Genomic DNA, 22,719 nt, shown 5'->3' with positions numbered 1-22,719 from the left:
TTTAAGACGTGGGGAGAAGAGGTTGATCGTATCAAAAAAATCGTTCATAAGTTCTTATTATTGTTTCAAATATAGAAACATTGAAGAGCTTTTATTAAAATGGGGTGTAAAAGTAGATTATATCTTCCTCAATTCCTGTTTTTTTTAAATATGCATCTTTAATGGAAAAACGTTTGCAAAGTTTTAGGCAATCGCATTCGCATTGTAATTTCGTTTGTATCGATAAGATTTATATCAAAGTTCAGGGACAGTAAAAATATCTTTATCGGGCTATTGATAAACATGGTGTTTCCATATGATGCTTAAGGTATCATCGAGCCATTTATGGTAATTGCGTGCTTCTTCGTTTGAGTTATGAACAGAGAAAATAAAACCAGGATATCCACCAAATGCTGGTGGAGGTGGTGAAATGTGATTGGTTTCAAAGAAAATGATAGTTCTGGCGGTTTGAGGATGCTGTGCAACCTTATCTAGACCTGAAAATCCAGAAAACCGTCCATACCCATGAAGAGGAATAATATAATTTGCCGCCACTTTTTTAGCTGGGAGTATATCGGGAAGGTCTAAGTTTTTTTCAGCTAAAGCGGCATTCATACATAGTTTTGCAAATGAAACTCCTGTGCCCTGCTCGACAATAAAATGGGAAACACCTGATCCACCTATACGAGCACCGATCTCAATTATATAGGGTAAGTTATTGGCATCTAAGCGTAGTTCTACATGAGCAGCTCCCATATTTATACCAAGAGCTTTAACTCCAGAGCATGCAGCCTCACATAAAGCAATAATTAAAGGATCATCTATATCACATCGTTGACGATAAATTGTTTCTTCAAACCATGGTCCCTCAGGCTGTCCCTTGTCTCCAACGGATAGAACGTGTACACCTGCTGTATCAACAAAGCATTCTACGACAAACTCTTTTCCTGGCAAATACTGTTCTACGACTAAGCCTACAGGTTTACTTTTATCATTAAAACGTGCCATGTCTTTATGCTGAACATTCCATACGGCTTTAATGAGATCAGGAAGTTCAGCGGAATTTTTAGCTAACATGACGCCTGCACTTGCCCATCCAGAGACAGGTTTAATAACGACTGGATAATCCAAGGCTTGTGTTTTTGATAGGTCTTCTGGATGATCTATATAAAAGAATCCTGGTGTTCTTAAGCCTGCTTTAGCGAAAGTTTGACGCATGAGATATTTATTTCTGGTTAATGCTGCTACTTCTGGTTCAATACTTGGAGTATTGATTTTTTTTGCAGCCAAAGCTGTCCATAGGATGGCTTCTTCGCGAAGGGTCATAACCCCAGCAATATTGCGTTCTTTTGCTCCTGTTGCAAAAGTGTCTAGAGCTGCCTCTGGGTTATCAAAAACAGGAAGTTGCCAAGTTGAAGTGACTGCTGCGGGGTGTTGAGTGGGAGCGCTTTCAGCGGTATCATAGATCATTATTAATTCGATATTAGCTGCTTGTGCTGCTTCAAATATAAATGGTAATTTTGCATTGCGCTGGCAAACTAACGCGAGTTTTTTCATTTTGTTTCCTCATTAAATTTGGAATTTTGGGCACGACGTTTCTGTTGCCATGTAGATACCTTTGATGCATCTATAAATAAGAGTGTCATCCCTATAACAACTACAATCATAGCAATTATTTTGATCATATTGAGGGAAGGGCTCGAGCCGATTATCCATTCACATACAACCACTGCAAAAGGGGATAATACGCCGATAGTGTTGGCGTATAATACGCCTCCTTCGGCTAAAACTTTTTGGTATAATACGTAAACTGGTGCCGAGCAAACAGTTCCTAAAATCAATATTTTAAATATATCTTCTAACTTAAGATAGAAGAGTGGGGCAGGATCAAAAATAAATAATGGCATAAATGATGCTGCAGAAATTGTCGTGATCCAAGCCAGTGAGGTGAGCAAAGGTAGATTTTTAAGATAACGTTTAGACAATAAGCCATAAGCAGAATAAGAAAGTGCTGCTGTTAAGGCAAGCACTACTCCTATCAGGTTATAATATCCACCTTCTCCACTATTTATATTGAATACTACAGCTGCTACACTGACAATTATCACTCCACTAAGCTTCAGCCATGAGAATTTAAGGACATTTGTCGATGCACCTAATATATAAGTAATTCCTGGAATAGTAGCGAGCACCATGGTTAAATCACTGGCTTTGAGCGATTTTAATGCACCAAAGCTGCATACAAAATACAGCGAAAATCCTAACACTGAGAGAATTAAAAAAGAAGGTATCATGGAAAGCAATGGTAGGGATCTGAAAACAGCTTTCTCACGAAATATTGCAATCAGCCATAAGGTGGCAGCGGTGGAAAACAACCTAAGTCCAACCGCATGCATGACGGGTATATTGCTAACCAAATTCTTAGATAATAACCAACTTATGGAAAACAATGCTAGAATAGCAAAAGTAAATAATAATAACCGTCCTTTTATAAAACTCAATGATTTAATCCTCTAATCACTCGCTGTGCATAATATGATGTTGAAAAATTAAATCGTGACTGTGAAGTTTGCGGCTTACCAAGATTATTTTGGATATAATCCTTAGCTCCTGCCAAATAAGCGTCATCATCTAATGCTTCAAGTGTTTCTATATCTGCTATCATCAATATTATTACTTTTTCAAGACGCTCCAAATCAAATTGAAGATAACTTTGATTTGTTTCAATCAATGCTTTGTTCCGCATCAATATTTCAAAAAGCAAGATCCCTGTACCAGCATCGAATGTCATATGCTGATCAGAATCTTGTGGATAACGGAATATGCGTTCTAATAGGACAAATTCAGTTATTTCTTTCCAAAATTTTGGATGATTTTGTAGCATAATACGCACTGTAATTAAATCAACTTTAGTTTCTTCTAGAAGACCTGTAAACCAATTTAATTTTATATACAGATTTTTATCCAATGGCCGCGGTCCGGTATGATGTGCATAGTCATGATAATAGCCCCACAAACAGCGAGCATCGTAAATGTCTTCTTTAGATAAGTTACGACTATGCAATTGACCGAACAGGAATTTACTATCTCGACCGAGTAAACGTTCAGCTTCCACAATTGTTTGCTTGTTGTAAATATCAAAGAATTTACTGAAAAAAAACAAAGCAAATGCTTGCTTATCAATTTTTTGAGCCGTCGCTACAGATTCTGGGAATAGAACTTGCCTTCTAAAAATCCCTTTGATGCTATTCCCATTTTTATACATTGAAATGGTGATAGATAATTCTTTGTATATTTCGAGGCGTCAGAAAGATAGGCCGTTTCATGACGATATCCTGTAACTAATTCCAGCTGGAATCCTTCTGGATCAGGTCCATTTGTTGCACGCATTGGAGCCAAGAAAAACAAGGGAGCATCTGGTAATGGGGCTTTGAAAGCAGCCAAAGTGTTATCAAATTGAGGAGGGGGCGTTAAACCGCTGAGCATCCACTGAAGAAGATCATCAGAAATGATCGCTAAAAGTTTTGGAGATAATCCATCAAGAATATTAGCATGGTGGTTCAGCAGAGTGATCAATTCATTGATCATATTACTATCTGCTGAAGTTGGTTCCTTAATGCTCCCATTTCGTTCTTGGCGCATACGGAATTTGTCAACTAAGTTAACAATGGAAAGAAGCACTTCAGATTTTTTCATGATTAGTTGACTTTAGTGAGTGGAGCAAAAAGGTCATTGGCATTTGTTCAAAATTTTCGATAATATTCAGCTTATAGCGATTTGCCGCAACCGATGTTGTGATACAAGCATCGGCTTTTTCAGCCTTACAAAGAACGGCTGCATCAGCATTGCTGTTGGCAAATACTTTGTCATATTGATGAGCTACCAGAGATTGCGGGGCAGGATGAGGCGCTATGGTTTTAATTTCATCAATGTTATTGCGTTTAGCTAAAACCATAGAGTGAGTAGGCATGATAAAGCTGTCAAATAATTGCATATCACCTAAACGGGTAAATATGAGTGTATGCAAATCAGGGGAAGCAGCACAACTTAAGAGATAAGCATCTTTTTTTTGAGCAAGTTCATTAAATGCTTCTTCAAGAGTTGCGTATAAGATAATACGGGATCTCGAGTCAGTGGACAAAATATTTTTATTGTGATTGTTAAGCCACTATTGTTCTGCTGCTGCACAGTTAGTATCTGCAGGGACAAGTGTATAGATAAAAGTATTATTTTCAGATTGCATGATCTCTATTCTTTATAAAAATATGCCTAAATTTAAAATAGTGTAATATGTAGAGTATATCAAGCACAATGCGTTAAATAATTTAGTGCTTTATAAAATAATGTATATATGAAAGAAAATTTACAATTATAATTTTGTCTGTTCATTATTCTATCATGCCGTAAAACATCGTCGTTTAGGGGAGTAATTGAGCAGGAAAAATTCTATCAGGGTATTTATTGGATATGTTAGAGAATTATTGGAATGGTTAAGCGAAGGTGAATGACACGTAAACCGCACTGCTCTATCATTTTTTGGATGAGCAGCGTTTTTGAATCTGTTCATATTGATAATACTATTATAGGTGAATAATAAGCAAATTGGTAAGGCGTGAACATCTTTGCCATAAAACTCAATATATTTAACTTCTTAATTAAGATAATACTTTTAGAAATTGTTTTACTATTATGATTGTATTAAATATATAAAAGGCAATCATCATTGTCTTGTTTGTAAAAGAAACATGAAATATAACTCTTAAATCAGATTGAGATTGGCAAGATTTTTTTCTTCTTTGGAATTGTTAAGAAGGTCAGATTAAACCTTATTGAAGCTACAGAACCTAAAGAAACAGTCGTTTTTTTGAAAAGATCAGAGGTAAACAAATATGCGTGAGATTTTGGATCATTTTGATATGCCATTGAATAAGAAGAGTTCTGTTCAAAAGATTCAAAATCTTTCATGCCAATCACACCCAAAACGGTTTTATAAGCAAGTGAAGATCGCTTGTGAGGAGGTCGGCTTTACGATTTTGTTGGATGAACGTCCCGTAAAAACGCCCGCAAGGCGTCATTTTCATGTGCCATCAGAAGTGTTTGCTGAATATGTTGCTCAGGAATTTGAGAACCAAAAGCACGTTGTTGATCCTGCAAAAATGCCGATGACGCGTTTGGTTAATACTGTTATTGATGGTATCGCTGATGATATGCAGGTGGTTTTTGAAGATTTATTGCGTTTCGTTGCATGTGATATGATCTTTTATCGTGCACAGACACCTAAAGAGTTGGTGCAAAAACAATCTGAGCAATGGGATCCTTTATTAGATTGGGCAGAAAAAAAACTGGGTGCAAGGTTTTATTTGACAGAAGGGCTGATGCATGTGGAACAATCACCAGAAGCACTTCAAGCTGTGAGTCATTATTTACGAAGCGTTGAGTCTGCTTATATGCTTGCTGCACTTCATATGATGACAACCTTAACGGGATCTGCTCTCATTGCTCTTGCCGTTGCTGCGGGAAACATTGATGCTGATCATGCTTGGTCTATTGCCCATTTAGATGAAGATTGGATGATGGAACAATGGGGAATAGATAAAGAAACAATAGCACGCCGTGCTCATAAAAAAGTTGAATTTAATGCTGCTGCTACAATTGTTACAACTTGTTTATAGGGGAAAATCTTTTATTTACGTGCATTCTTTTGGCTCAGAGTATTTTTGTGACTTTTTGAGGATTGGTTTTTACTTTATCAAGTCCAGGAAATAGTTCATTAGTTATGGTTAAGAGCGCTTCGTCATTGCCACGGATAAAATACCATTGGTTATCGTGAAGTAGGGCAATAATTTCAGTTTGAATAGAGCATTTTTTCCCAGCATTTGTTGTGGTTACAAGCTCCACGGGTATAACAAAATAAGGGGTACCATTATCAAGGGTACCTTCACGTTTTTGTTTTTGATCAATGTTGATCGTTTCAATCTTGTAACTTTCTGCCAACCGTTCTATTTGGCTTTTCATGATTTGTAGAAATTGTGATTGATTAAGATTTTTTTTGGCGGTTAAGCGGTTGATGACTTGGGGAGGAATAGCATTTAAGATGGCATTTGCATCGGCATTTTTAAGTGCTTTACTATAAGCAGATGTTGCTTTCTCAAGAGTTGTAAGTTTTTGGTTGGTTATTGTATGTGCTTTAGTTGTTGATGTGATAAAGACAATGCATAAAAGAACGGGAACGAGAAAACAAATTCGCGGCATTAGAAACCTTTGTTAATTCATTTGAAGAGATTCAATACATTATAAAGGAAAAGCGGACGAGCAAAAAGCCTCTTGCGCTTTTGCATGAGAAGAATATCCACAAAAATGGAGGCTTTTGCCTCCACTTTAAAAATCAAAAGAATGCGTATTGATTGTTTAAACAGAATAGTACATATCAAATTCAACAGGATGGGGTGTTGTTTCGTAACGCAAGACTTCTTGCATCTTTACTTGAATGAAGGAATTAATCTGATCATCATCAAAAACGTCGCCAGCTTTAAGAAAGCCACGATCTTTGTCAAGTGCTTCAAGCGCTTCACGCAGGCTTCCTGAAACAGTAGGGATTTCTTTAAGTTCCTTTAAGGGAAGATCATAAAGATCTTTATCCATAGCATGTCCGGGATGAATTTTGTTTTTGATACCGTCAAGACCAGCCATTAAAAGGGCTGCAAATGCCAAATAGGGATTTGCTGTTGGGTCTGGAAAACGAACTTCTACGCGTTTTGAATTTGGTGAGGAGCTCATAGGAATACGGCAAGATGCAGAACGATTACGTGCTGAATAGGCAAGAAGAACAGGAGCTTCATAACCAGGAACCAAACGTTTATAGGAGTTTGTGGATGGGTTTGTAAAAGCATTTATTGCTTTTGCGTGCTTAATAACACCACCGATAAAAAACAGACAGGTTTCTGATAGTCCAGCATATTCATTTCCTGCAAAAATGGGTTTGCCATCTTTCCAAATGGAAATGTGGACATGCATTCCAGAGCCGTTATCACCAAAAACTGGTTTTGGCATGAAGGTTGCTGTTTTCCCATAACTATTTGCTATTTGATGTACAACATATTTAAAAATTTGCATCTTGTCAGCCTCGCGAACAAGTGTATCAAAACGAATACCCAATTCATGTTGGCCTGCTGCTACTTCGTGATGGTGTTTTTCGACCTGTACGCCCATATCCTTGAGTGCTGTGAGCATTTCAGAACGCATATCTTGGCAGGAATCAATCGGCGGAACAGGAAGGTAGCCTCCCTTTATTCGTGGGCGATGCCCTAGATTTCCTGTTTCATATTCCGTATCATCATTAGAGGGAAGTTCACTTGAATCGAGTTTAAACCCTGTGTTGTAAGGGTCCGTTTTATAGCGCACATCATCAAAGATAAAAAACTCTGCTTCTGGACCCACATTGATTGTATCTCCAATGTTTAAAGATTTCATATACACCTCAGCCCTTTTGGCGATAGAACGAGGATCTCTACGATAAAACTCACCAGAGACAGGATCAAGTACATCACAAAATATGACCAAAGTAGATTGAGCAAAAAAAGGATCAATATGTGCTGTTGCTGGATCTGGCATTAAAACCATGTCAGATTCATTAATTGTTTTCCAACCAGCAATTGAAGAACCATCAAACATGACACCATCACTAAAAGTATCCTCGCTGATCTCTGCGATATCCATTGTAATGTGATGCAATTTTCCTCGTGGATCAGTAAAACGTAAATCAACAAAACGGATTTCGTTGTCTGTAATCTGTTTGATAATATCTGATGCGGTTGTCATATTCAATTTCCTTAATATGGCGTTGAGGTGGATAAAAAAGTGAATTTTCTCGTTATTTATTAAAGGGCATCGATACCGGTTTCGTCCGTGCCTATACGAATTGCATCATCAATGGAAAAGACAAATATCTTTCCATCCCCTATATGTTTGGTTTGAGCTGCTTTACGTATTGCATCAACAGTTTGTTCCAGTTTTTCATCGGACACAACAATTTCAATCTTTACTTTAGGTAGAAAGTCAACAACATATTTCGTACCACGATAAAGTTCTGTATGTTCCCTTTGACGACCAAAACCTTTCGCTTCTGTTACTGTAATACCATGTAACCCAATTTTTTGAAGCGCTTCTTTCACTTCATCAAGTTTGAAAGGTTTTATAATGGCTTCAATTTTTTTCATGCTGAAATTATCTCCAACGTTATTTTGTCTTTTTAGACTGCATCACATTATATTGACAACTGTAAGATGTCCAACAGATACTTTGTGCACAAAAAGTCGAAAATAATGACACTCTATGCTCTGTTAGGAGAGTTTCTTTTGTAGAATACAGCCAAATACTGTTTTTTGAGAAAAAAACTTACAATTCTTATACAAGAATTCAAATAATATAATAAAAGAGTTTTGTTTCTTTTTTATTAGATAATATCTTGACTTATAAGGATAATTAGACGCTCTCCACATTGAATGAGAAACTCTAATAGCGTAAGATTTTCTCATTTTAGATCCTTTTATCGTCAACCAATCAAAACGATACCTTTATATATCATAAATAGTTATGAGTGTGTGGATAACAACATTTGAAAAAAGAAATAAAATGCTTTTTATGAAAGCTTTCGATAATTAAAGGCTTTACAATATTAGGGAGTAGGGAAGACAAATATTGGAAAAGAGTGTGATGATGCCGATTCATAAATGTAAAGATGGTGGTGTACAATAATGAGTTTATCATTATAGCATTCATAGGAGCCGTCGTGAAATGGGCTTGAGAGCATTGAGAAATGTTTCTTTAAAACAGATGTGGGAATTGGCAACGCAAATATATTCCGTTTGGGGCGTTTTGTTCCTTCGTGAGGAATGTGATCTTCATTAAGGAACGCGATAAATAAAAGTGTGAAGCAATGGCAATCTTCATTATAAGATATTGCTGTGGATGCCTTGGAAAATCATAAAGATAAATTAAAAGGAAATGGAAATATAGAAATTTATTTATACCCTTAAAACTTCATATTCTTCCCAGTTTAGGTTGTCTGGTCGTTTCAGGTATAAACAAAACAGAGAATAAATACGCAATTATGTGCGCGTTCCTATTTGGCAATACGACAACTGAAACAGCTTATAAAGCGCTAAATTGTTTTTAGTCTTTGCTTCAAACTTGTTGCACCACTGGAATTAGGTGTTGGTTTACAGGTAATAATAAAAGTACAGGCTTTGTTAGTATGCTGTATTTTACAATAGAAAGCGTTTCTAAGAATTGGAATTATAGAGAGATGGGCGCAGTAAAACATCTTTTAGAAATTTTCCCGTATAGGAAGCGGGAACTTTAATGATGTCTTCAGGGCGTCCAATTGCAACAATTTTACCACCGCGATCTCCACCTTCTGGTCCTAAATCAATAATCCAGTCGGCTGTCTTTATAACATCAAGGTTATGTTCAATGACTATAACTGTGTTGCCTTGCTCGACTAGTTCGTGAAGCACTTCAAGAAGTTTGGAAATATCATGAAAATGTAAACCTGTTGTCGGTTCATCCAAAATATAGAGTGTACGTCCCGTTGTTTTACGAGAAAGTTCTTTCGCAAGTTTTACACGTTGTGCTTCCCCACCAGAAAGTGTGGTTGCTTGCTGTCCTACTTTTATGTAACCCAATCCTACTTTAATGAGAGTTTCCATTTTATTATGAATAGCGGGAATAGCTTGGAAAAATTCCTCTGCCTTTTCAATTGTCATATCCAAAATATCGGCTATAGACTGTCCTTTGAATTTTATTTCTAGTGTTTCTCGGTTATAGCGTTTTCCTTTACAGACATCGCAAGTAACATAGACATCAGGTAAAAAGTGCATTTCAATTTTGATGACTCCATCACCTTGACATGCTTCGCACCGTCCTCCTTTAACATTAAATGAAAAACGCCCAGCTTTGTAACCGCGGGCTTTTGATTCTGGAAGATCGGCAAACCACTCACGAATCGGTGTAAAAGCACCTGTATAGGTTGCGGGATTAGAGCGTGGGGTGCGTCCAATAGGAGACTGGTTGATATCGATGACTTTATCAAGAAATTCTAATCCTTCAATTTTGTCATAGCTGGCAGGGCTGTGATGAGAGCCCATGATATGATGTGATGCTGCTTTGAAAAGCGTTTCAATAAGAAATGTTGATTTTCCTCCTCCAGAAACACCAGTTATGCATGTGAAGGTTCCAAGAGGAATATTCGCATTGATATTTTTGAGGTTATTGCCTTTGGCGCCGATGATTTTAAGTGTTTTCGTTTTTGATATTTTGCGTCGCTCTGTAGGCATTTTAACAGCCATTTTTCCTGAAAGGTATTGGCCTGTGAGAGAGGCTGAATTTTCTATAATTTCCTGCGGTGTTCCTTGCGCTATGATTTCTCCACCATGAACGCCTGCGGCAGGCCCCATATCGACAACATAGTCTGCTGTGAGAATAGCATCTTCATCATGTTCAACAACAATAACTGTATTGCCAAGATTACGCAAGTGGCGCAGCATTTCCAACAGGCGTTCATTATCGCGTTGGTGTAAACCGATAGATGGTTCATCTAAAATATAAAGAACGCCTGTAAGACCAGAACCAATTTGGGATGCCAACCGAATGCGTTGGCTTTCTCCCCCTGAAAGCGTTCCTGAATTTCGAGACAAGGTAAGATATTCCAATCCTACATGATTTAAAAAAGCCAAGCGTTCACGAATTTCTTTTAAAATACGTACGGCGATATTACGTTGTTTTTTTGTGAGATATTGATGAACATTGGCAAACCAATCATCTGCCTTTAGAATAGAAAGATCTGATATTTGCCCAATATGCATTCCGTTTATTTTTACAGCAAGTGCCTCTGGTTTTAAACGATAACCGTGACAAGCCGAACAGGGCGAAGAAGACATATAACGTTCGATTTCTTCTCGAGACCAAGCAGAATCGGTTTCTTTCCAGCGTCTCTCCATATTAGGGATGATTCCTTCAAAAGGTTGGGCCGTTTTATGCGAACCAGAATTATTTTTATAGATAAAAGAAATTTCATCTCTTTTTGTACCGTAAAGAATAGCCTGTTGTGCTTCATTAGAGAGTTCACACCATTGATCTGTGAGTTTGAAACCGTAAGCTTTTCCTAATGCTTCTAAGGTTTGTTTATAGTAAAGTGAATCTGACTTAGCCCAAGGGGCAATGGCGCCATTCTTTAGGGTAATATTTTTATTGGGCACAATTTTCAGTGGATCCATTGCTTTTTTTATGCCCAGTCCATCGCAGAGAGGACAGGCGCCAAAAGGATTATTGAACGAAAAAAGGCGTGGTTCAATTTCAGGAATAGAAAAACCCGATACAGGGCAGGAAAACTTTTCTGAAAAAATGAGCCGTTTATGTGTATCATTTTTTGATTTATGAGCAGATTCCTTTGTCGTTTCTTTTTGTGCTAAGGGTTGGTCTGCCATTTCAGCAATGGCAAGCCCATTTGCTAGCTGTAAACAGGTTTCTATACTATCAGCCAAGCGAGAGGTGATATCCTTTTGTACAACAATGCGGTCTACCACGACATCGATGTCGTGTTTATATTTTTTATCAAGAGGTGGAATATCAGCGATTTCATAGAATTTTCCATCAACTTTAGCGCGTTGAAATCCTCTTTTTAAAAGATCTGTTAGCTCTTTTTTATATTCTCCCTTTCGTCCTCGCACCAAAGGGGCCATAATAAAAATTCGCGTTCCTTCTGGTAAGGACATAATTTGATCCACCATTTGGCTTACTGTCTGGCTTTCAATAGGAAGTCCTGTCACAGGAGAATGAGGAATGCCAATACGGGCAAAGAGAAGGCGCATGTAGTCGTGGATTTCAGTAACGGTCCCTACCGTTGAACGAGGATTGCGACTGGTTGTTTTTTGTTCAATGGAGATAGCGGGAGAGAGACCGTCTATGCGGTCGACATCGGGTTTTTGCATGACTTCCAAAAATTGGCGTGCATAGGCTGAAAGGCTTTCGACATAGCGACGTTGTCCTTCAGCGTAAATTGTATCAAACGCTAAGGATGATTTCCCTGATCCAGAAAGTCCTGTTATAACAATGAGTTTATCACGAGGCAGATCGAGATCAATATTTTTAAGGTTATGCTCACGTGCACCGCGAATGGAGATATATTTTTGATGAGTCATACTTTATCCTTGGCATATGTGGCAAAAATTGAGCACCTAAAATGGAATAAAACTGTTTTTTTAGAATTACAATGTGTTTAACTGCTTTAATGCAAAAGGAAGGTATAAGTTTTGTGAAAAAAATACAAATGAGTAGCTTTTTATTCTCTCGTGGTGGAATAAACTATGCGTTTTTATCATCTTTTGTTATAATTACACTGAATACAATATTGGTAAAGGATAGCAATACCTATATTGATGGTCAATTGCGACATGTAAATTGAAGGTCAAGATGGTTATAACTGTTATAGAACAGAGTATTTTACAAATTAAAATTTTGGAGTTTATGCGATGGCTGGTAGCCTTAATAAAGTTATTTTAATTGGTAATCTTGGTGCGGATCCTGAAATCCGCCGTTTGAATTCTGGTGATCAAGTGGCAAATCTGCGTATTGCTACTTCAGAAAGTTGGCGCGATCGGAATACAAATGAGCGAAAAGAACGCACTGAGTGGCATAGTATTGTTATTTTTAATGAAAACCTTGTCAAAGTTGCAGAGCAATATTTAAAAAAGGGGAGCAAAATTTATATTGAGGGGCAGTTACAGACACGAAAATGGCAAGATCAAAATGGAAATGACCGTTATACGACAGAGGTTGTTTTGCAAAAATACCGTGGTGAATTACAAATGCTTGATGGGCGCGGAGCAGCGGGTGGAGAGCAGGGAGCAAGTCAAGGGGGGAGTTACAGTGGTGACTTTGCTAATAGTAGTTCAAATCAAAGAAATACTTTTGGTCAAAATAATAACCAATTAGGAGAAAGTTTTTCACACAAATTAGATGATGATGTTCCTTTTTAAGAGGCTTTAAAGTTGCAGTATTATGATTGCTTTATGGTTTGTTTGTTTTAGATTTTTGAAGTTTAGCAAAGTGAAAGTTGTTAATTATTATTGGTAATTTAAAATATAAATTAATAACATCTTGAAAAATATTGTTAAATTTCTTTTTTGTTATGGGAGAGAAATTAGCATTTTTGTGTATTTTTCGATATAAACCGATATAAATAAAGTGAAATGATTCTTTTTTGAAAGTTTTTAAATTGTGACCGATCTTACTCCACACCCAGAACGTGATGTGCTGACCGGTATTGAACCAATCAGTATTATTGATGAAATGCAACGCTCCTATCTCGATTATGCGATGAGCGTGATTGTTTCGCGTGCACTCCCTGATGTCCGTGATGGTCTTAAGCCTGTTCATCGACGTATCCTTCATGCTATGAATGAGATGGGGCTTTCTTTCAATAAGTCGTATCGTAAATCTGCTGGTGTTGTTGGTGAGGTTATGGGGAAATTTCATCCCCATGGTGATGCTTCAATTTACGATGCATTAGTGCGTATGGCGCAGGACTTCTCTTTAAGAAATCCATTGATTGATGGTCAGGGGAATTTTGGTTCCGTTGATGGTGATCCACCTGCAGCTATGCGCTATACTGAGTGTCGTTTAGAAAAAGTTTCAGAAGAACTTTTAGCTGATATTGATAAAGATACTGTTGATTTTCAGGATAATTACGATGGGCGTGAGCGTGAGCCGGTTGTCTTGCCAGCACGTTTTCCCAATCTTTTGGTTAATGGGTCAGGGGGAATTGCTGTAGGAATGGCAACCAATATTCCTCCCCATAATCTTGGTGAAGTCGTTGATGGTTGTATTGCTTTGATTGATAATCCTGATATCACACTCGATAAAATAATTGAAATTATTCCTGGTCCGGATTTTCCTACAGGGGGTATTATCCTTGGCCACTCTGGTGTCCGTTCAGCTTATGAAACAGGGCGGGGTTCAATTATTATGCGTGCTAAAGTTGATATTGAAGAAATTCGTAGTGGTCGGCAGGCAATTATTGTGAGTGAGATCCCTTATCAAGTTAATAAGGCCACAATGATTGAGAAAATGGCCGAATTGGTGCGCGATAAACGCATTGAGGGAATCTCTGATTTGCGTGACGAATCGGATCGTGATGGATATCGCGTTGTTATTGAGTTGAAAAAAGATGTTGTTGCGGAAGTTGTTTTAAACCAATTATATCGTTATACGCCGCTGCAAACTTCCTTTGGTTGTAATATGGTTGCTTTGAATGGGGGAAAACCCGAACAGATGACGTTGCTTGATATGCTTCGTGCATTTGTTTCTTTTCGGGAAGAAGTTGTCAGTCGGCGAACAAAATATCTTTTGCGTAAAGCGCGTGAGCGAGCACATGTTTTGGTTGGCCTTGCCCTTGCTGTTGCCAATATTGATGAAATTATAGCGCTTATTCGCAAAGCTCCTGATCCGCAGACAGCACGTGCACAGTTAATGGAGCGACGCTGGCCAGCGATGGATGTCGCGCCTTTGATTAAACTTATTGATGATCCTCGTCATATTATTCATGAGGATGGTACTTATAATCTCTCTGAAGAACAGGCGCGTGCTATTTTAGAATTGCGTTTGCAACGATTGACAGCCCTTGGGCGTGATGAAATCGCTGATGAATTGAATAAAATTGGCGTGGATATCGCTGACTATCTTGAGATCTTGGCATCACGCGTACGCATTATGTCTATTGTTAAGGATGAGTTGAGTGCTCTTCGTGAGGAATTTGCAACGCCGCGACGTACCGTATTTGGTTTTGGTAGCGCTGAGATGGAGAGTGAAGATCTGATCGCACCAGAGGATATGGTGGTAACGGTAAGCCATAGTGGCTATATTAAGCGCGTACCTCTTAATACCTATCGTGCACAGCGACGTGGTGGTAAGGGGCGTTCTGGTATGTCCACGAAGGATGAGGATTTTGTAACGCGGTTGTTTGTTGCCAATACGCATACTCCGGTTCTTTTCTTTTCATCACGTGGGATTGTTTATAAGGAAAAAGTTTGGCGACTGCCGCTGGGGACACCCCAATCGCGTGGGCGGGCTTTGATCAATATGCTTCCCTTACAACAAGGTGAGCGTATTACAACGATTATGCCTTTGCCTGAAGATGAAGCGAGCTGGAGTGCATTAGATATTATGTTCGCGACAACACGTGGAACTGTGCGTCGCAATAAATTATCAGATTTCGTTCAGGTTAATCGTAATGGTAAAATTGCAATGAAACTTGATGAAGAAGATGAAATTCTTTCTGTTGAAACCTGTACAGAACATGATGATGTTGTTCTAACAACAGCCAATGGACAATGTATCCGTTTTCCAGTTGTTGATGTTCGTGTCTTTGCTGGGCGTAATTCTGTGGGAGTTCGTGGTATCAATTTAGCTAAAGGCGATAAAGTCATTTCGATGACAATTTTAGAGCATGTCGAGGCGACGTCCATTGAGCGTTCTGCTTATATTAAACGTGTCATGAATGAACGGCGTGCTTCTGGTGCAGATGCTGATGTTGAAGATATTGTCATTCTGGATGATGAGGATGGGGGGGCTGAAACAGAGTTAACAGATGAACGTTATGCAGAACTTCATGCACGTGAACAAATGCTTTTGACGGTGAGTGAGTTTGGTTATGGTAAACGCTCTTCTTCCTATGAGTTCCGGATTTCGGGACGTGGCGGAAAAGGGATTCGCGCAACAGATCCATCTAAAACAGCTGAAATTGGTAAATTAGTAGCGGCTTTTCCGGTGAAGGCGCAAGATCAAATTATGTTGGTATCAGATGGGGGGCAGCTTATTCGTGTCCCTGTTGAGGGAATTCGTACTGCTGGGCGCTCAACTAAGGGAGTCACAATTTTTAATACAGCCAAAGGTGAAAGAGTCGTATCGGTTGAACGTATTTCTGAACCTGAAGATGATACGAGTTCATTAGATGATGAAGGTGAGAAGCATTCTGATACAGTTGATATGAGCGAAGAAAAATAATTTTTAAGAGGAAGGAGTAAAGTCATGAAAATTGCTCTTTACGCGGGTTCTTTTGATCCTCTTACAAATGGTCATCTTGATGTTTTGAAAGGGTGTTTTGTGTTAGCTGATAAGGTGGTCGTCGCTATAGGGATACAGGCTGACAAAAAAACACTCTTTAGCTTCGAAGAGCGTGTTGATTTCATTACGCAGGTAGGGAAAGACTTATTTGGTGCAGATTCTAATCGATTGCAGGTTCTTTCATTTAGCAACCTTCTCATTGAGAAGGCGCGTGAAGTTGGTGCTTCATTTCTCATTCGTGGATTGCGTGATGGTACTGATCTTGATTATGAAATGCAAATGGCAGGAATGAATGGTGTTATGGCTCCTGAATTGCAAACTGTTTTTTTGCCGGCAAGTGTTTCTGGGCGCGCGATAACTTCTACATTGGTACGCCAAATTGCCTCTATGGGAGGTGATGTGACACCATTTGTACCGCCCAATGTTGCACAAGCTTTAAGCTCGAAATACCAATCTTTTAGGGGAGAATAATTGTGTCTCGTAGAATTTTTGCTGTTTTGATATGTGTGTTTTGTTTTTTTTCATTGTCTGCAGTCGCTGGTAATTCTAGCCCAGCAAGTGATGCAAGCCTTCTTGTTTTATCTCTCAAAGATGGTGATGTCATTATTCGTCTGCGTCCTGATTTGGCGCCAAAGCATGTTGCGCAAATCAAAAGATTAACAGAGGAGGGGGCCTATAATAATGTTGTGTTTCATCGCGTTATTCCTAATTTCATGGCGCAAACTGGTGATGTAGAATTTGGAAAAAAAGGCAGTAGAGATTTTGATCTGAAACGCGTTGGTATGGGTAGTTCAAATTATCCCAATATACCGGCGGAGTTTTCAAAACAGCCGTTTAAGCGTGGCACAGTTGGGATGGCACGATCACAAGATCCGGATTCCGCGAATTCTCAATTCTTCATTTGTTTTGATGATGCTGATTTTTTAAACGGTCAGTATACGGTTATTGGAGAGGTTATAAAGGGGATGGATGTTGTTGATAAAATAAAAAAAGGTACGACAAGTAATAATGGATCTGTAAAAAATCCTGATGTTATTAATGCTGCTACTTTACAAGTTGAGAAATGAATCAAGGGAGCTTTCCATATGGCTGAGAATAAAAATCCAGAGAATACTTTAATTCTTGAAACAACAAAGGGCAGAGTTGTTATTGAGCTTTTTGCTGATTTGGCACCTTGTCATGTTACACGTATTAAAGAACTGGTACGGGAAGGTGCTTATGATAATGTTATTTTCCATCGCGTTATTGATGGTTTTATGGCGCAAACAGGGGATGTGCAATTTGGAAAGAAGGATAGTGAAAAATTCAATTTATCACGTGCTGGTATGGGAGGGGCAGAAAAACCAAATTTAACAGCAGAGTTTTCAAATCTTTCTCATAAGCGTGGTACAGTTTCTATGGCACGGAGTCAGAATCCAAATTCTGCTAACTCTCAGTTTTTTATTTGTTTTGCAGATGCTCCGTGGCTTGATCGTCAATATTCCATATGGGGGCAGGTTGTTGAAGGTATGGAAAATGTTGATAAAATTAAACGTGGTGAACCTGTTGCAGATCCAGATTCAATTACCAAAGCCATTATTGCTGCGGATGTAGAATAGTATAAACTATACTGATTTCAATTGTAAGTTTCTAAGAAAAAATACTCTTTTCTGATCAATAAAGGCACACGAAACTCTTTTGTAGTATCACGCTTACCTTTTATAATTTCGAGCTAAGCATTGTCCATATATTTTCTTCAATCGGATCTTCCTGAAGAATATAACGCAACGGATTTGTACAAACACCTGTCAGAATAAGAAAACGCAAAGTCTGTTGTATTATGGTTGTTGTTTGGCAAAGTGTTTTATAAAAAATTCGGCATTTCTCTTCAATCCATTGTCGGTCTTAATGGTTTTATGATGTTACTTTCCTAAGAGAGCGTGTGCTTTTGTTTCTGCTCGTAAATCAACATCCAATCCTAATGCAGAAGCATGTTTGAAACACATATTAAGACGGATAAGAGCTTTACTAGCTCATCCAGTTTTCCTAGCAAGGTGGAAAACCAGCATTTATATATATTGGCGTAATCTTTAAAATAAGAAGACGGTTTAATCTTAGAAGAATATAATAAAGGCGCAGAAGTGAAACAAATGGCTAGTCTTGCCATCTCCTTTTTAATTCAACTTTACTTTTTTAAAAGTATCTAACGCAATATCTTTTAAATAATGAAGATTATGCATGGACTTACGCTTTTATTTTTCTCGTTTTTTAATAGAGGAATGCTCCAAACGGAATACACTTGTGTTGCGTATTTACGTGTTTTTTTAAGAAGCATTTCTCAGTACATATCAACGTTCACTTCCACGATGATATTCATGGCATGTATAGTTTTAAAGCTATAAATAGTATAAAATCTATTATGCACCACCTTCTTTAAAGCTTATGACGGAGCAAGCGGGTACCATCATACGCTTTTTCAGCCTCTAATGGTACGATAGAGCTTTTGGTATTTGAGAATCTTTACAAAAAGCATTTTTAGTTTTTTAAAGTATTTTTATTTACACGTTAATTTCTTTTGTGAATTATCTTAAATGCCAAGAGCTATCTCAATATTGTGAGTGGATAAGTGATTATGCTCATTTGCGCTTTTATTAAGCGTGAGGATCGCTGTGCCCAGTAGATGAAAAATTTTTATCTGTAAAAGTTAAAGAATATGTAAGCTGTACAATGCGTTCAAAATTTTCTTCTATGGGTACAAAGTTACTGCTTATGGAAGTATGTGAAGATGAAATTATTGTGATAATAATTTTGCAGTTCTGTTAAGGCTTTAGTGCGTTAAGCGTAGGTATTTTGTGGTATGATATTATAAGGATTTTACTATTTTTCTAGAGTTAGATTATCACTTTTATTATGGTGATTTCTTAATAAGAAATGTTCTTTTATTTCGTTTAATTTTTGATGCTGGTTACAATATTGAGCGAATCAAAAATTAATTCATAAAGCTTTTGACAATGCTCGTAAGGGGATATCTTTTTTCTTTCTATAGAGATATGCATTGATGGAATCAAAAAGACGAGAGTTATGATAAAGACATTTCATTATAGAAAAATTGCTCAAGATGGGTATGCACGTCGAGGCGAAATTATAACGGGGCGAGGATGTGTTCGTACACCCGCATTTATGCCTGTTGGGACGGCAGGAACCGTTAAGGCTATGTATATGGATCAAATTCGTGATCTTGGTGCAGATATCATTTTGGGGAATACTTATCATTTAATGTTACGTCCAGGAGCTGAACGTGTTGCGCGTTTGGGAGGATTACATGAATTTTCACGCTGGAGCGGACCTATTTTAACCGATTCTGGTGGCTTTCAGGTTATGTCATTGGCGGGAATCCGTAAAATTACTGAACAAGGTGTGATTTTTCGCTCTTACATTAATGGAGCTTACTATGAAATGAGTCCAGAGCGTTCTATCGAAATTCAAGAACTTCTTGGTGCGGATATCCAGATGCAGTTGGATCAATGTATTGCATTACCCGCAACTGAAAAAGAAATGGAAGAAGCTATGGAACTTTCATTGCGGTGGGCGCTGCGTTGTAAAACAGCTTTTGGAGATCAGCCAGATAAAGCATTGTTTGGGATTGTTCAAGGTGGTGATAATATGAAACTGCGTGAACGTTCTGCTCAAGCATTAAAAGAAATCGATTTAAAAGGTTACGCTATTGGAGGGCTTGCTGTTGGTGAGCCGCAGAGTGTTATGACAGCAGTATTGGATACTACTTGTCCGATTTTACCAGAGGATAAACCACGCTATCTTATGGGAGTAGGGACACCTGATGATATTTTACAAAGTGTTGCTCGTGGTGTTGATATGTTTGATTGTGTTATGCCGACGCGTGCAGGACGTCATGGTTTAGCTTTTACCCGCTTTGGTAGAATTAATTTGCGTAATGCGCGTTATGCAGAAGATCCACTTCCTCTTGATCCACAGTCACTTTGTCCAGCAGCACATGATTATAGTTGTGCTTATTTGCATCATTTGATTAAATCTGGTGAATCTCTTGGGGGGATGTTATTGACTTGGAATAATCTTTTTTATTATCAACAACTTATGCAGGGAATTCGTGATGCCATTGAGGAAGGCTGTTATGCCGATTTTTGCGCTGAAACGCGTGCTCTATGGGCACAAGGACGCTAAAATATTAATCGTAATATAGCACCTCATTTTTTTATTGAATTTATTCTCGCACTTACAAATTTAGCTAAAAATATGAAATTAGAAACATCTTCCAAAATTATAAAATTCCACTATCTTAAGATATAACAGTGCGGTTTTATAGGGTACATATTCTTTTCTAATTACTATATAAAACAGAAACTGTTACTCCGGTACGCGCTACCTGATCCGGAGAAAAACAGTTTTTCTGTTTCTGATGACTGTTTACAGCAACAATGTTAATGAGGCGTTAGCGAACTCTTAAAGAAGTATGAAAATTGTACTTTTATGAGCTACTTTGTGTTTTTTATTACTAAAGGTAAAGAATGGATTATATACAATCGAACAGATAAATTTTTAGAAAAATTAAAATAAAACTAAAATAAAATTACAACATTTAAAATGTTATAATTTTATTTTTTAAGTTTTTATATATAAATTTAAATATTAATCACGGTAATTGTCATATTTATAAAATATAAATAAATATACTTATACAAAATTTATTATATTTGTTTTTTGCTTTGTTTATAGAATTTATCTGAAAATAATCATAATATATTTACGTGAATATTTTAATTTACAGATAGTGAGTTAGATATCTGATGCGATTTCTCTGTGAGAGAGGGGTAAAGATGTCTAAAAGAGGGTATTTAATAAATCTAGAAACCAAGCACTATTATCATGAGAATTTTTAAAAGACTCTATAATAATTTATAAGAATGGCGTAAAGTTGAAATTATAACTTATCGATTTGGAGGGTCTATATTCAGGTAGCAAAAATAAAGCAACAATAATTTTGGGGGAGAAGTTTTATCTTTGTATCAAGATAATGATGAGATATTATTCACTTGTTTGAAATGCATTCTTCGGCAAATTTTAGAATTATTTATAGGATGTAGTATATCGTTGCAAAATAAAGCTTTCACTGTAAAATTACAATGGCTGAAAAGAGGAGACAAAGTTTATTATCTGGCAGATCTGATAGAAATAGGTGAATACGTCTATGATCTTGAGGTTTTCAAAGATTTTCCATTAAAGAATCTTACTTAAAACTCCATAAAATGCTTTATATATCAAAATATTTCTAAAACTTTATTAGGGACTATTGGGCATGCGTATAACAATGTTTTGAATTTTTGTTTGTGTGTATTACAGATATTTACAGTTAAAACTCCTATTCAGAAGTGATGATATGAGGGATTCTTATCAACAAAAGGTTCTTGTATTGGGAATTGATTCGAGAATACGACGTTTAATAATTTTAGCTCTTGCCGTGGGCAGTTTTGCTATTGGTACTGCAGAGTTTGTTGCAATGGGGCTACTGCCAGAGATGGCACGAAGTTCCTATGTTGATATTCCTACCGCTGGTCAATATATTTCTGCTTATGCATTAGGAGTTGTGATTGGAGCACCTCTTTTAGCTGTGGCAACAGCTCAGGTATCACGCAAAACTGTTTTGATAGGCTTGATGCTTTTTTATGCCTTAGCAAATATTGCTAGTGCCTTTGTTTCTGATTTTAGCATATTAGTCGTATTACGCTTTCTCAGTGGACTTCCTCATGGAATCTATTTTGGACTTGCGGCTATGGTTGCCTCTTCAATGGTAGAAATGAAAGAACGTTCTAAAGCTGTTGGATATGTTATGCTTGGCTTAACAATTGCAACCGTTTTGGGGGCACCCAGTGCTACTTGGATTGGTCAACTTATTGGTTGGCAGATTGCTTTTGTCCTTGTGGGGATGATCGCTTTATTATGTTGTTTGCTTGTTTGGAATTTTTTTCCTTGTAATTCAAGTTTTCCAAAAACGAATCCTTTGCAAGAAATGGGTGCATTAAAGCAAAAGCAGGTGTGGCTTCTTTTGTTGATGGTGTCGGTGGGAGCGTCAGGATTATTTTCTGTTTTCACTTATATCAAGCCAACATTAATGCATATTTCTGGTGTTTCACTTGAGTTGGTACCATTTATCATGCCGTTAGTTGGATTGGGTATGGTGGTAGGAAATCTCTTGGGGCCTAAATTGGCCGTTAAAATTGGTATTTCGCCGATGATATTTTTTTCTATGCTTTGGAGCGTATTTGTTTTTTTTCTTTTTTTCTTTTTATCCTATGCTCCGTTAACAGCGGCAATAGGATGCTTTTTTGTTGGAACTTCTTTTGCTGCTATGCCTTCTATACAAACAAAAATTATGGATGTTGCACTACAGGGACAGATTTTGGCAGGAGCATTAATGCAGTCTGCTTTTAATATTGCCAACGCTCTTGGTGCAGAATCTGGAGCATTAGTTTTAAAATTGGGCTATAGTTATGAATATACAGCTGTTTTAGGAAGTGTTCTAACTTTGTGTGGATTAATGGTTTTTTGCGTCTCATGGTATATGGAGAAGCATGCTTAATATTTTTCATTTTTTAAATGAAGAAGGAA

At 37.5% G+C, this 22,719-nt stretch carries 16 protein-coding genes and 1 pseudogene; 8 read left to right on the top strand and 9 right to left on the bottom strand.

Annotation, left to right across the window (positions count from 1 at the left end):
- Positions 1 to 270: 270 nt before the first annotated feature.
- The 5 genes from ACFINM_RS03580 to ACFINM_RS03560 all read right to left on the bottom strand — a co-directional run bounded on the left by ACFINM_RS03580 (position 271) and on the right by ACFINM_RS03560 (position 4,120).
- The gene (locus ACFINM_RS03580; RefSeq protein WP_375640479.1) at positions 271 to 1,536 is read right to left on the bottom strand and encodes an acetyl-CoA carboxylase biotin carboxylase subunit family protein; all 1,266 of its coding nucleotides are present in this window, start codon (positions 1,534 to 1,536) and stop codon (positions 271 to 273) included.
- The gene (locus ACFINM_RS03575; protein ID WP_375640551.1) at positions 1,533 to 2,396 is read right to left on the bottom strand and encodes a DMT family transporter; all 864 of its coding nucleotides are present in this window, start codon (positions 2,394 to 2,396) and stop codon (positions 1,533 to 1,535) included. The genes ACFINM_RS03580 and ACFINM_RS03575 overlap by 4 nt, the downstream gene beginning before the upstream one ends.
- A gap of 80 nt (positions 2,397 to 2,476) precedes the next feature.
- Positions 2,477 to 3,244 carry a DUF6421 family protein gene (locus tag ACFINM_RS03570; RefSeq protein ID WP_375640474.1) on the bottom strand — a complete coding sequence of 256 codons (768 nt, stop codon included), beginning with the start codon at positions 3,242 to 3,244 and terminating at the stop codon, positions 2,477 to 2,479.
- Positions 3,178 to 3,675, bottom strand: coding sequence for a hypothetical protein (locus ACFINM_RS03565; RefSeq protein ID WP_375621410.1), 498 nt, complete (start codon positions 3,673 to 3,675; stop codon positions 3,178 to 3,180). The genes ACFINM_RS03570 and ACFINM_RS03565 overlap by 67 nt, the downstream gene beginning before the upstream one ends.
- A complete protein-coding gene (locus ACFINM_RS03560; protein ID WP_375621409.1) occupies positions 3,662 to 4,120 on the bottom strand; it encodes a prephenate dehydratase domain-containing protein in 459 nt (152 codons plus the stop codon). Before ACFINM_RS03560 ends, ACFINM_RS03565 begins: the two co-directional genes overlap by 14 nt.
- A 748-nt stretch (positions 4,121 to 4,868) precedes the next feature.
- Here ACFINM_RS03560 and ACFINM_RS03555 point away from each other — a divergent pair.
- Positions 4,869 to 5,651 carry an ATP12 family chaperone protein gene (locus ACFINM_RS03555; RefSeq protein WP_375630128.1) on the top strand — a complete coding sequence of 261 codons (783 nt, stop codon included), beginning with the start codon at positions 4,869 to 4,871 and terminating at the stop codon, positions 5,649 to 5,651.
- Positions 5,652 to 5,685: 34 nt separating this feature from the next.
- Here ACFINM_RS03555 and ACFINM_RS03550 read toward each other — a convergent pair whose 3' ends face one another.
- From ACFINM_RS03550 to uvrA, 4 genes are all read right to left on the bottom strand, one after another.
- Positions 5,686 to 6,231 (bottom strand): hypothetical protein, encoded by a 546-nt coding sequence (locus ACFINM_RS03550; RefSeq protein WP_375621407.1) that lies wholly within the window; start codon positions 6,229 to 6,231, stop codon positions 5,686 to 5,688.
- 156 nt (positions 6,232 to 6,387) lie between these two features.
- Positions 6,388 to 7,797 carry a type I glutamate--ammonia ligase gene (gene glnA / locus ACFINM_RS03545; protein ID WP_375611514.1) on the bottom strand — a complete coding sequence of 470 codons (1,410 nt, stop codon included), beginning with the start codon at positions 7,795 to 7,797 and terminating at the stop codon, positions 6,388 to 6,390.
- 59 nt (positions 7,798 to 7,856) lie between these two features.
- A complete protein-coding gene (locus ACFINM_RS03540; RefSeq protein ID WP_015856528.1) occupies positions 7,857 to 8,195 on the bottom strand; it encodes a P-II family nitrogen regulator in 339 nt (112 codons plus the stop codon).
- Between the two features lie 1,065 nt (positions 8,196 to 9,260).
- Complete coding sequence (uvrA, locus tag ACFINM_RS03535) at positions 9,261 to 12,176, bottom strand: excinuclease ABC subunit UvrA (RefSeq protein WP_375630129.1); 2,916 nt, start codon at positions 12,174 to 12,176, stop codon at positions 9,261 to 9,263.
- A gap of 330 nt (positions 12,177 to 12,506) precedes the next feature.
- On the opposite strand from uvrA, the gene ssb reads away from it, so the two are divergent.
- The 7 genes and pseudogenes from ssb (at position 12,507) to ACFINM_RS03500 (ending at position 22,690) form a co-directional block, all read left to right on the top strand.
- Positions 12,507 to 13,013, top strand: a complete 507-nt coding sequence (gene ssb / locus ACFINM_RS03530; protein WP_375606669.1) for a single-stranded DNA-binding protein — start codon at positions 12,507 to 12,509, stop codon at positions 13,011 to 13,013.
- A gap of 241 nt (positions 13,014 to 13,254) precedes the next feature.
- Positions 13,255 to 16,038: a DNA gyrase subunit A gene (gyrA, locus tag ACFINM_RS03525; protein WP_375640469.1), complete on the top strand. Its 2,784-nt coding sequence runs from the start codon at positions 13,255 to 13,257 to the stop codon at positions 16,036 to 16,038.
- Positions 16,039 to 16,062: 24 nt separating this feature from the next.
- Positions 16,063 to 16,582 (top strand): annotated as a pseudogene (gene coaD / locus ACFINM_RS03520) (pantetheine-phosphate adenylyltransferase).
- Complete coding sequence (locus ACFINM_RS03515; protein ID WP_375640464.1) at positions 16,572 to 17,165, top strand: peptidylprolyl isomerase; 594 nt, start codon at positions 16,572 to 16,574, stop codon at positions 17,163 to 17,165. Before coaD ends, ACFINM_RS03515 begins: the two are co-directional and overlap by 11 nt.
- Positions 17,166 to 17,183: 18 nt before the next feature.
- A complete protein-coding gene (locus tag ACFINM_RS03510; RefSeq protein WP_375613107.1) occupies positions 17,184 to 17,696 on the top strand; it encodes a peptidylprolyl isomerase in 513 nt (170 codons plus the stop codon).
- Positions 17,697 to 19,158: 1,462 nt separating this feature from the next.
- A complete protein-coding gene (tgt, locus tag ACFINM_RS03505) occupies positions 19,159 to 20,277 on the top strand; it encodes a tRNA guanosine(34) transglycosylase Tgt (RefSeq protein WP_375613106.1) in 1,119 nt (372 codons plus the stop codon).
- 1,213 nt (positions 20,278 to 21,490) lie between these two features.
- Positions 21,491 to 22,690, top strand: a complete 1,200-nt coding sequence (locus ACFINM_RS03500) for an MFS transporter (RefSeq protein ID WP_375621400.1) — start codon at positions 21,491 to 21,493, stop codon at positions 22,688 to 22,690.
- Positions 22,691 to 22,719 lie beyond the last annotated feature (29 nt).

Source organism: Bartonella sp. AA168HLJHH, from assembly GCF_042197365.1.
GTDB lineage: Bacteria > Pseudomonadota > Alphaproteobacteria > Rhizobiales > Rhizobiaceae > Bartonella.
Note: the sequence above shows the minus strand (reverse complement) of the source record. Positions and strands in the feature narration are given on the sequence as shown.